The 227-nt window shown below is 71.8% G+C and carries 1 pseudogene; it reads right to left on the reverse strand.

Annotated elements, in window-relative coordinates:
• Positions 1 to 227 (reverse strand): annotated as a pseudogene (locus JMJ56_RS33545) (polyphosphate kinase 2); the annotation flags it as partial.

The raw sequence follows: 227 nt of genomic DNA on the forward strand, positions 1-227 counted from the left end.
GCGAAGCCCATGACGCGCTCGACGCCGGCGCGGTTGTACCAGCTGCGGTCGAACAGCACGACCTCGCCGGCGGCGGGGAGATGCGCGACGTAGCGTTGGAAGTACCATTGCGTCCGCTCGCGGTCGGAGGGCGCGGGAAGCGCCACGACCCGGCAGATGCGCGGGTTGGTGCGCTGGGTGATGCGCTTGATGGCGCCGCCCTTGCCGGCGCTGTCGCGGCCCTCGAA

This window comes from Belnapia arida (genome assembly GCF_016773205.1).
In the GTDB taxonomy this organism is placed as follows: Bacteria; Pseudomonadota; Alphaproteobacteria; order Acetobacterales; family Acetobacteraceae; genus Belnapia; species Belnapia arida.